Genomic DNA, 9,839 nt, shown 5'->3' on the forward strand with positions numbered 1-9,839 from the left:
ATTTCAGACCGCGATTTCACCATCGGAGGGGGAGATTCGATGAACGCCATTCTGCGTCACGCCGGCCGGCTCGCCGGCGCCGCTCTGTTCGCCGTGCTGCTGGCCACCCCGGCCGCGGCGCAGACACCGGCCTCGCCGGTGCTGGGCAATCCGCGCGGCGACGTCACCATCCTGGAGTTCTCCGACTACCAATGCGTCGACTGCAAACGGTCGCAGCCGACGATCGAGCGGCTGCTGCAGGAGGACACCGGGCTGCGTATCGAGCTGAAGGAATTCGCCTTCCTCGGCCCGGTGTCGGTGACCGCCGCCCGCGCCGCGCTGGCGTCGCAGAAGCAGGGGCGCTACGCCGCCTTCCACACGACCCTGATGCGCTTCAAGGGCCGGCTCAGCGATGACCTGGTGTTCTCCATGGCGCGGCAGGTCGGCCTCGATGTCGACCGGCTGAAGCGCGACATGCAGGACCCGGCGGTGACGGCGGAGCTGCAATCGGTCGCCGCCCTGACCAAATCGCTGGGCATCGAGGGCGCGCCAGCCTATGTGGTCAATGGCCGCATGGTGCCGCACAGCGAGAACTATGATGCGGTGGGCTATGATGTGCTGAAGGCCCAGATCGATCAGGCCCGCGCGCGAAAATGACGGAATCCGGCACGAAAGAGCGTGACCCGGGACCGCGATCCCGCGAAAAGACCCTATGAGAGCCATGCGTCAGCGAAAGGATACCCCGATGCTCCGCCCCAGCCGCCTTGCCAGCCTGGCCGTCCTCGCCGCGGTGGCGGTGGCATCGCCGTCGACCTGGGCGCAGCAGTCGCCGGCCCCGGCCCAGAGCACCCCCGCGGTCGACCCGGCCCAGAAGGAGGCGATCGAGCAGGTCGTGCGCGACTACATCCGCGCCCATCCGGAAATCGTGGTCGAGGCGCTGGACGCCTACCAGGCCAAGAAGGACGAGGAGGAGCGCTCGGCCCAGTCCAAGACCCTGACCAGCCGGGCGGACGAGATCTTCCGCAGCGCCTCCTCGCCGGTGATCGGCAACGCCCAGGGCGACGTCACGCTGGTCGAGTTCTTCGACTACCAATGCGGCTACTGCAAGCGCTCCCAGCCCGACCTGGAGCGGCTGATGAAGGCCGACAGCGGGCTCAAGGTGGTGCTGAAGGAGTTCCCGATCCTCGGCCCCGCCTCGGTGACCGCGGCCCGCGTCTCGCTGGCGGCGCAGAAGCAGGGCAAGTATCTCGAGTTCCACACCAAGCTGATGGGCTTCAAGGGCCAGCTGACCGACGACGTCATCTTCGAGACCGCCAAGCAGGTCGGGCTCGATATCGACAAGGTCAAGCAGGACATGAACGACCCGTCGGTGGTGGCGGAGCTGCGGGCCAACATGGACCTGGCCCAGGCGCTGGGCGTGCAGGGCACGCCGGCCTTCGTCATCAACGACCAGATCATCCCCGGCGCCGTCGGCTTCGACGCGCTGAAGAGCCAGATCGACAAGGACCGGGCGGGCTGAGCGCCTGTTCGATTTTCAAAACCGTCATGGCGAGGAGCGCAGCGACGTGGCCATCCAGGGGCCGATGCCAGCCGCCCTGGATGGCCACGCCCCTCCGGGGCTCGCCATGACGATCTAATGTGCCGGGTCACGATCCGCGACGTCCGACCGTTGGCACCTCGTCATCGATCAGGTCGAGCCGCGATTCCAGGTCGCGGATGGCGCTGCGCTGGGTCAGGACCTGCACGCCGAGCCAGATCATGGCGGCGATCATCAGCAGGAACACGATCGGGTCGATCATAGACGTCTCCATGCGCTGAGACGGATGGGTGGGCGCGGGCGGTCAGGCGGCGGAGCCGCCGAGTGCCCGCAGGATGGCGCCGGCGATCTCCGGCGCGCGGTCGGTCAGGCCGCCTTCGAGCCGGCCGTAGAGCAGGAACACCGCCGGCTGCAGCACGCAGCCGAAGGCAATGGCGGTGGCGAGGCGAGGATCGGCGACGGTGACGGCGCCCTCGCGGATGCCGTCGGCGACCACGGCGCCGATGACGTCGCCGGGGTTGGGCTCGCCCACCGCCAGGCTGGGCAGCGCCCGGTGCTGGACGATCAGCAGGAAGCGGAACAGCGCCGGGTCGCGGTCGTGCAACTCGCAGCAGGCCGCCACCATCGCCCGCATCCGCGCGGCGAAGCCGGTCAGCCCCGCCTGCGCCGCATGGACTTGGCGGCCGAGCTGGACATAGCGGTCGGCGAACAGCCCGGCCACGAACTCGTCCTTCGAGGTCAGGTGGCGGTACAGCGCCGCCTCGGTGACGCCCACCGCGGCGGCGATGTCGCGCACCGAGGTGCCCTCGACCCCGCGCTCGGCGAACAGGCGGATGGCCGCCTCCTCCATCCGCGCCTTGGTGTCCCTGCCCTTCCCGGCCATCTCGCGACTCACGAAGTTAGTAATCGTTAACTAACTTATGGCGAGGCGGCCAGAGATGTCAATGCCCGCTCATACCGTCTGCGAGCGCAGCGAAACAATCCGGGGGCCGATGCGAGCCGCCCTGGATTGCTTCGTCGGCTTCGCCTCCTCGCAATGACGGTTTTGGGCCGAAAAGCCCTCAGGCGCCCGGATCAGCCCTCGGCGGCGAGGAATCGCAGGATCGCCTCGATCACCGCGTTCGGGGCCTCGCGCTGGGGGAAATGGCCGATGCCGGGCAGCACGTCGCGCTCGTAGCGGCCGCGGAAGAACCTTTCCTTCCCGGCCGAGGTCGAGGGGTCGTTGCAGGGGTCGGAGCCGCCGTGCAGGACCAGCGTCGGCACGTCGATCTCCGGGCTCCCGGCCAGCCGGGCCTCCAGCGCGTCATAGCGCGGGTCGCGCGGCGCCAGGCCCCAGCGCACCCGGTAGGAGTGCAGCACCACCTCGGCCCAGTCCGGGTTGTCGAAGGCCGCGGCCGTCTCCTCGAACTCCGCGTCGGACAGCTCCCAGCCCGGCGTCCAGATCCGCCAGATGTGGCGGGTGAAGCCGCGGCGGTCGCTGCGCACCAGGTCGGCACCGCGGTCGAGTGCCATATACCAGTGGTACCAGTAGTTCTGGACCTGGTTCAGCGCGAGCGGCTGGTCCGGCGCGTTGGTGCCCCAGCCGACCGACATGGCGATGCAGTGCGACACACGCTGCGGCGCCAGGGCGCTGGCGATGTAGGCCGCCCGGGCGCCCCAGTCGTGCCCGACCACGGCGAAGCGGTCGAGGCCGAGCGCGGCGGCGAAATCGAGCAGATCCTGCCCCAGCGCCGAGAGCTGGCCCGAGCGCATGGTGCCGGGATCGCGGAAGGCGGTGCCGCCGAAGCCGCGGAGATTCGGCACCAGGGTGCGGAGCCCGGCCTCGTGCAGCGCCGGCAGCACCCGGTCCCAGCCGCGGAGATGGTCCGGCCAGCCATGCAGCAGCACCAGCGGCGGCCCGCCATCCGGTCCCGAATCCTCGTAGGCGACGCGCAGCAGCGGGGTGTCGACGGACGCGGACCGGGTCGTCATGGCTCCTCTCCCTGGTTCCGGGGTCACTCCTTCACGGCGCCGGTCATGCTGGAGACGTAGTGCTCGACGAAGAAGGAATAGAGCAGCACCACGGGCAGCGAGCCCAGCAGGGCGCCGGCCATCAGCGCGCCCCATTGGTAGGTGTCGCCCTGCACCAGCTCGGTCAAGACCCCGACCGGCACGGTCTTGCGCTCGGAATCCGAGATGAAGGTCAGGGCGTAGATGAACTCGTTCCAGGACAGGGTGAAGGCGAAGATCCCGGCCGAGATCAGGCCGGGCACGGCCAGCGGCAGGGTGATCCGGCGCAGGATCTGCAGCCGCGAGGCGCCGTCGATGATGGCGCATTCCTCCAGCTCGAACGGGATCGAGCGGAAATAGCCCATCAGCAGCCAGGTGCAGAACGGCACCAGGAAGGTCGGGTAGGTCAGGATCAGCGCCCATTGGCTGTTCAAGAGGCCGAGCTGGCCGAGCTGCACCGCCAGCGGGATGAACAGGATCGAGGGCGGCACCAGATAGGCCAGGAAGATGGCGAGGCCGACGAAGCGCGCCCCGGTGAAGCGCAGCCGCTCGATCGCATAGGCGGCGAGGACGGAGCAGACCAGCGCCAGCAGGGTGGACGCGGCGGCGATCACCATCGTGTTCCACAGCCAGGCCGGGTACGAGGTCTCGAACAGCAGGAAGCGGATGTGCCGCAGCGTCGGCTCCGCCACCCAGAGCGGGTTGAAATCCTTGTAGTTGTACAGTTCGGCATTCGACTTCACCGAGGTGATCCCCATCCAGTAGAAGGGGAACAGCAGCACGAAGACGAACACGGCGAGCGGCAGGTAGACCGTTACCACCCGGCGCGGCAGCTTCTCGAGATAGCCCATGCCGCCATCGTCGGCGACGGCGTCCTGTTTCACGGCCATCAGTCGCGCCCTCCCTGCTGCCAGCGCTGCCGCTGCAGGCCGAAATAGCTGAACATCACCGCCGCCAGCAGGAACGGGATCATGGCCGAGGCGATCGCCGCCCCCTCCCCCAGCTGGCCGCCGGGGATGGCGCGCTGGAACGACAGCGTCGCCATCAGATGGGTCGCGTTCAGCGGGCCGCCGCGGGTCAGCACATAGATCAGCTGGAAGTCGGTGAAGGTGAACAGCACCGAGAAGGTCATCACCACGGCGATGATCGGCGACAGCATCGGCAGGGTGATCCAGCGGAAGCGCTGCCAGTTGCTGGCGCCGTCCAGCACCGCCGCCTCGTACAGCGATTGCGGGATGGTCTGCAGCCCGGCCAGCAGGGTGATGGCGACGAAGGGAATGCCGCGCCAGATGTTGGCGGCGATCACCGAGGCGCGGGCGTTGGCGACGTCGCCCAGGAAGTTGATCGGCGTGTCGATCAGCCCGAGCTTGATCAGCGCCCAGGAGATCACCGAGAACTGGGCGTCGAAGATCCACCAGAAGGCGATGCCGGACAGCACGGTCGGCACCACCCAGGGCAGCAGCACGATGGCGCGCAGGAAGGCCTTGAACGGCAGGTGCCGGTTCAAGAGCAGCGCCAGCCACAGGCCGAGCACGAATTTGAACAGGCTGGCGACGGTCGTATAGAGGATGGTGTTGAACACCGACAGCCAGAAGATCGGGTCGTCGAACAGGAACTCGTAGTTCTCGGTGCCGATCCAGATGCCGGGGCGCCCCAACCGCGTGTCGGTGAAGCCGAGATAGACGCCGAGGCCCAGCGGATAGGTCAGGAACAGCAGCAGGATCACCGCGGCCGGCAGCAGGAAGGCCAGCCCCAGCGCGTTGCGGCTCTCCATCATCCGCGCCATCCAGGACGGGGCCGGGGGCGGCGATCTTCGCTGCGCGATCGTCGACATCTGTCCTCCACTCGTGCCGCGTGCCCTCTGCGGGCCTCCGGCTGCGGCCTTTGGGCCGCGCTGAAATTGATCGTCCCGCTACCGGCGCGGGATGGCGGGGTCGAGCCCCTTGACGGTGTCGAGCCCGACGGCGCCGGCCAGGACCGCCCCGCCGAAATCCGCCCCGGTAGCGTCGGCGCCGGTGAGGTCCGCCCCGGTCAGATCGGCGCCGGAGAAGTCGACATGCAGCAGGTTGGCGCCGGTGAAGCGCGCGCCCTGCAGCTTGGCGAAGCGGAACCAGGCGCGGCCGAGATCGGCTCCGGCGAAACTGGCCCCCTCCAGCCTGGCGCCGGAGAAATCGGCCCGCAGGATCCCCATCGACTGGTTGCGCATGTCGACCGCCAGCCTGGCCCCGGTGAAGTCGGCCCCGCGCAGGTCGAAGCCGCCGAAGCGGGCGATCACCCGCGCCCCGGCGAACTTCGTCCGCAGGAAGACCGGCGCCTCGGCCGCGTTGGTCTGCAGGCCGGAGGCGACGACCAGCCCCTGGACATTCGCCCGGGACAGGTCGGCCCCGGTGAAGTTCGCCCGGATCACCCAGGCCAGGCCGAGATTGGCGCCGGTCAGGTCGGCCCCGGTCAGGTTGCTGTCCTCCAGCTTGGCCGCGAACAGGTCGGCGCCGGCGAACTTCGCCCCGGACAGGTCGAGCCGGCTGAGATCGACCTTCTCCAGCGACTTGCCGGAGAAATCGGCCGGCACGGCCGGGGTGGCGCGGGCCAAGGCCGCGACCACCTGGTCCCGCGTCAGGTCGGCGCCCCAGCCCGGCGCAGCCAGGGCGGCGAACAGCACCGCCAGCAGGATCCGACAGCCGAACGCCATGCCCGATCTCCCTGCCGGAGAACCGCACCGGGCGGCGCGAGCCCCCTCACCCTCCCGCCGCCTGCGGCGTCGGGCCCCTCCCTCTCCCCGAGGAGAGGGAAAATTCACCTCTCCTTGGGGAGAGGTCGAAATCGCGGAGCGATTTCGGGTGAGGGGGTGGCCCCGGCCCATCCAGCGAACCAGCCTACACCCGATAATACCGCTCGGCCCGCTTCTGGGCCCGCGCGGCGGCCTCCTCCGGCGTGCGCTGGCCGGTGGCGGCCTCGGCCACCATGTTGACGACGATGTAGTCCGCCATCACCGCGGCCGAGGCATAGCCCAGCGGGCCGGCATAGCCGTTCGGGCGCAGCCGGGCCGAGGCGCCGGCATAGGCGGCGTTGTTCGGGTCCGCCTTCCACACCGGGTGGTCGGCATAGCCCTTCAGCGGCTGGCAGCAATAGCCGCTCGACGCCTCCATCCAGGGGAAGAACTGCTCCTTCTCCCACATGAAGCGCAGGTACTCCTTCGCCGCGTTCGGGTACTTCGTATAGTTGAACGCGACGGCCGTGGTGGTCTGGCACAGCTCGACCGACTGGCCGACCGGGCCGATCGGCAGCGGCACGCAGCGGATGTCCTTGGCCATCTCCTGCAGGTTCGGGTCGTTCTTGGCGGCGTAGTACAGCGACACGCCGTTGGCGGTCATGCCGATCTCGCCGGCCAGGAAGGCCCGGTTGTTGTTGGTGTCCAGCCAGGCCTCGGTGCCGGGGATGAAGGTCTTGTAGAGCTCGGCCGCGTATTTCAGCCCGGCGATCGTCTCCGGGCTGTTGACGGTGACGTTGCCCTGCTCGTCGACCATCTTGCCGCCATGGCTCCACATGATCCAATGGCCGAAATTGTTGCCGTCGCCGACGCCGTTGCCGAGGGTGAAGCCGGCCGGGTGGCCGATCTCCTTCAGCTTGCGGCACAGCGCCAGGAAGCCGTCGGTGTCCTTCGGGAACTCGTTGAAGCCGGCCTGCTTGACCCAGCTCTCGCGGTAGCAGATGGCGTTGCCGATGGTGGCCAGCGGCAGGCCGATGAACTTGCCGTCGCGCTGGGCATAGCCCTGCAGCCCCTCGTACCAGCCGCCATACTTGTTGCCGAGATAGTTGGCCAGCTCGGTGACGTCCAGCAGCTTGTCGGGATACAGCTGGGCGTCGTCGAACCAGACCAGCACGATGTCGGGCCCGCTGCCGACATTGGCGGCCACCGCCGCCTTCGGCCGGATGTCCTCCCAGCCCTCGCTGTCGACCCGCACCGGGACGCCGTATTTGTCGCTGAACGCCTTGGTGTTGGCCAGCCATTGGTTCTCGTCGCCCTGGACGAACTTGGCCCAGCGCAGCACCCGCAGCGACGCGCCCTGCTCGGGCGTGTAGGACAGGTCCTGGGCATAGGCCGGGCGGATCAGGCCGCCCGAACCGATGGCGCCGGCCGCGGCCAGCCCGGCCCCGGTCTTCAGAATGCCGCGCCGCGTGAACTCAGCCATGTTTCCTCTCCCGTCTGTCTTTGCTTGAAAATCGCTGTCTGAAAGGTCGCCGTCAGAGACGGCGTTCGGTCTCCGCGTCGAACAGGTGGACCCGGCCCACATCCGGCTGCAGCCGGATGGTGTCGCCGGGGCCGAAGCCCTGGCGCTCGTTGAACATGGCGCAGATCTCCTGCCCCGCCATGCGGCCATAGACGAAGGTGTCGTCGCCGGTCGGCTCCATCACCTCGACCGCTGTCGGCAGCCCGGCGCCGTCGGCGGCGACGCGCAGATGCGACGGCCGCACGCCGTAGCGCACCTTCTGCCCGGCCGCGACCGGGGCGTTCGGCGGCAGCGGCAGCAGCGTGCCGTCGCCGGCGCGGACGCCGCCATCGGCCACCGTGCCGTCGATGAAGTTCATGGCCGGCGAGCCGATGAAGCCGGCGACGAAGACATTGGCCGGGTGATCATAGAGGTGCAGCGGCGCCCCCGCCTGCTCCACCCGCCCGTCGCGCATCACCACGATCTGATCGGCCATGGTCATGGCCTCGACCTGGTCATGGGTGACGTAGATCGACGTGGTCTTCAGCCGCTGGTGCAGCAGCTTGATCTCGGTGCGCATCTGCACCCGCAGCTTGGCGTCCAGGTTCGACAGCGGCTCGTCGAACAGGAACACCTGCGGGTTGCGCACGATGGCGCGGCCCATGGCGACGCGCTGGCGCTGGCCGCCGGACAGCTGCCGCGGATAGCGGTCCAGCAGCGCCGACAGGCCGAGGATGCCGGCGGCGTCGCCGACCAGCCGGTCGATCTCGGCCTTGTCGGTCTTGGCCAGCATCAGGGCGAAGGCCATGTTGTCCCGCACCGTCATATGCGGGTAGAGCGCGTAGTTCTGGAACACCATGGCGATGTCCCGCTCCTTCGGCGCGACATCGTTGATGCGGCGGCCGGCGATGGAGATGTCGCCGCCGGTGATCCGCTCCAGCCCCGCGATCATGCGCAAGAGGGTGGATTTGCCGCAGCCAGAGGGGCCGACCAGCGCCACGAACTCATGGTCGCCGATCTCGATGTCGACGCCATGGATGATCGGAACGGTGCCGAAGCTCTTGGTGACACCACGGATCGAGACCGAGGCCATTCCCCCTCCCTTTGAGCGCTGCCGGAGGCATCCTGGCCGCCGATCGTTGCCGGAGAGGGTAGCCGATGGCCCGTATGGGTCAAACGGAATCGGCGCTTTGGTCATACAAATCTGATACCGGTATCAATGCCTCACGATGCCGGCCGCCGTAGTGCCTGCCCGCGACAGCGGCGGAGGAAGCCGGTCGGCGCCGGAATCGCCAGCGGGCTGCACAGGTCGAGCCGCTCGGTGATGAAGGTCCCGTCGGGTGAAATGTCCGACGGCGGGTCGTCGGCGAACCAGACGGTAACCCCGCCGGGGGCCAGGAACCCTTCGCCATGCCGTTGGGTGTGGACCGGGATCAGCGGGATGCCGTGCCGCCGGGCGAAGCGCTTCAGGCCCGCCCGGTCCGCGACCGCCGCCCGGAAGCCGCCGTCGTGAAGACGAACGCGCCGGTCACCGCCGAACCGGCCGTGACTGTCCCGGCTCTCGATCTGGATATAGCCGATCCGATCGAGCGGGCCGGTGCGGCCGTCGAAGCCGATCTCCAGGGATCCGTACCACCAGCAGGCCGATGCTCTCTGCGGCTCGCGCCAAAGCCAGGCGCCCGGCCGGCCGAACACCCGCCACACCTCCGCCCGGGTCGAGCCTTCGCCGATGGCCCCTGCCCGGCCCGTCATCAGGAAATTGGCGAGGGTTGTCCGGAGCATGGTCCCATGGGCGCCAGTGATTTCGACAGCCTAAGCCGTGTCAGGCGCGGCCGGGAAGAGCCGGTACCCACGGCCCGCCGGAGCCGGCGAGTGATGCGACGGCCCGGATTGTTGATTACAATGTATTCATGAAACCAATTTTCTAGCTATAACGAATACACAATTATCGATTCGATACCCATCCTTATACGGAACTGATCGAGCGCCTCTCCGGAATCGGCCGGAGGCGCCCTGCCAATGGAGGGAGACCATGCTGAACGCCCTTGATCGCCGGAGTTTCCTGATGGGGCTGGCCGCGGCCGGCGGCGCCGCCGCGCTGGCGGCAGCCCCGGCCCGCGCGGCCC

Annotated in this window: 11 protein-coding genes; 2 read left to right on the forward strand and 9 right to left on the reverse strand. The window is 68.6% G+C overall.

What is annotated here, in order from left to right; all coding sequences use genetic code 11:
* Nucleotides 1-39 precede the first annotated feature (39 nt).
* Together BWR60_RS26880 and BWR60_RS26885 are read left to right on the forward strand one after the other, a co-directional pair.
* On the forward strand, nucleotides 40-636 hold the full coding sequence (locus BWR60_RS26880) for a DsbA family protein (RefSeq protein WP_088154785.1): 597 nt from the start codon (nucleotides 40-42) through the stop codon (nucleotides 634-636).
* 88 nt (nucleotides 637-724) lie between these two features.
* Nucleotides 725-1,498: a DsbA family protein gene (locus BWR60_RS26885; RefSeq protein ID WP_088154787.1), complete on the forward strand. Its 774-nt coding sequence runs from the start codon at nucleotides 725-727 to the stop codon at nucleotides 1,496-1,498.
* A gap of 127 nt (nucleotides 1,499-1,625) precedes the next feature.
* Here the strand turns inward: BWR60_RS26885 and BWR60_RS37275 are convergent, their stop codons facing one another.
* From BWR60_RS37275 to BWR60_RS26925, 9 genes are all read right to left on the reverse strand, one after another.
* Nucleotides 1,626-1,778, reverse strand: a complete 153-nt coding sequence (locus tag BWR60_RS37275) for a hypothetical protein (protein WP_179221962.1) — start codon at nucleotides 1,776-1,778, stop codon at nucleotides 1,626-1,628.
* 42 nt (nucleotides 1,779-1,820) lie between these two features.
* Complete coding sequence (locus BWR60_RS26890) at nucleotides 1,821-2,399, reverse strand: TetR/AcrR family transcriptional regulator (protein WP_088154789.1); 579 nt, start codon at nucleotides 2,397-2,399, stop codon at nucleotides 1,821-1,823.
* Between the two features lie 191 nt (nucleotides 2,400-2,590).
* The gene (locus BWR60_RS26895; protein ID WP_088154791.1) at nucleotides 2,591-3,487 is read right to left on the reverse strand and encodes an alpha/beta fold hydrolase; all 897 of its coding nucleotides are present in this window, start codon (nucleotides 3,485-3,487) and stop codon (nucleotides 2,591-2,593) included.
* A 23-nt stretch (nucleotides 3,488-3,510) separates the two neighbouring features.
* Nucleotides 3,511-4,395, reverse strand: a complete 885-nt coding sequence (locus tag BWR60_RS26900) for a carbohydrate ABC transporter permease (protein ID WP_088154793.1) — start codon at nucleotides 4,393-4,395, stop codon at nucleotides 3,511-3,513.
* Nucleotides 4,395-5,339, reverse strand: a complete 945-nt coding sequence (locus BWR60_RS26905; protein ID WP_088154795.1) for a carbohydrate ABC transporter permease — start codon at nucleotides 5,337-5,339, stop codon at nucleotides 4,395-4,397. The genes BWR60_RS26900 and BWR60_RS26905 overlap by 1 nt, the downstream gene beginning before the upstream one ends.
* Before the next feature lie 78 nt (nucleotides 5,340-5,417).
* Entirely contained in the window at nucleotides 5,418-6,194 is a 777-nt protein-coding gene (locus BWR60_RS26910) for a pentapeptide repeat-containing protein (protein WP_179221963.1), read from the reverse strand.
* A 184-nt stretch (nucleotides 6,195-6,378) separates the two neighbouring features.
* Complete coding sequence (locus BWR60_RS26915) at nucleotides 6,379-7,695, reverse strand: ABC transporter substrate-binding protein (protein WP_088154799.1); 1,317 nt, start codon at nucleotides 7,693-7,695, stop codon at nucleotides 6,379-6,381.
* A 52-nt stretch (nucleotides 7,696-7,747) separates the two neighbouring features.
* Nucleotides 7,748-8,806, reverse strand: a complete 1,059-nt coding sequence (locus BWR60_RS26920) for an ABC transporter ATP-binding protein (RefSeq protein ID WP_088154801.1) — start codon at nucleotides 8,804-8,806, stop codon at nucleotides 7,748-7,750.
* Nucleotides 8,807-8,937: 131 nt separating this feature from the next.
* A complete protein-coding gene (locus BWR60_RS26925; RefSeq protein ID WP_088154803.1) occupies nucleotides 8,938-9,495 on the reverse strand; it encodes a hypothetical protein in 558 nt (185 codons plus the stop codon).
* Nucleotides 9,496-9,839 lie beyond the last annotated feature (344 nt).

The organism is Inquilinus limosus (genome assembly GCF_002195995.1).
Classification (GTDB): Bacteria; Pseudomonadota; Alphaproteobacteria; order DSM-16000; family Inquilinaceae; genus Inquilinus; species Inquilinus limosus_C.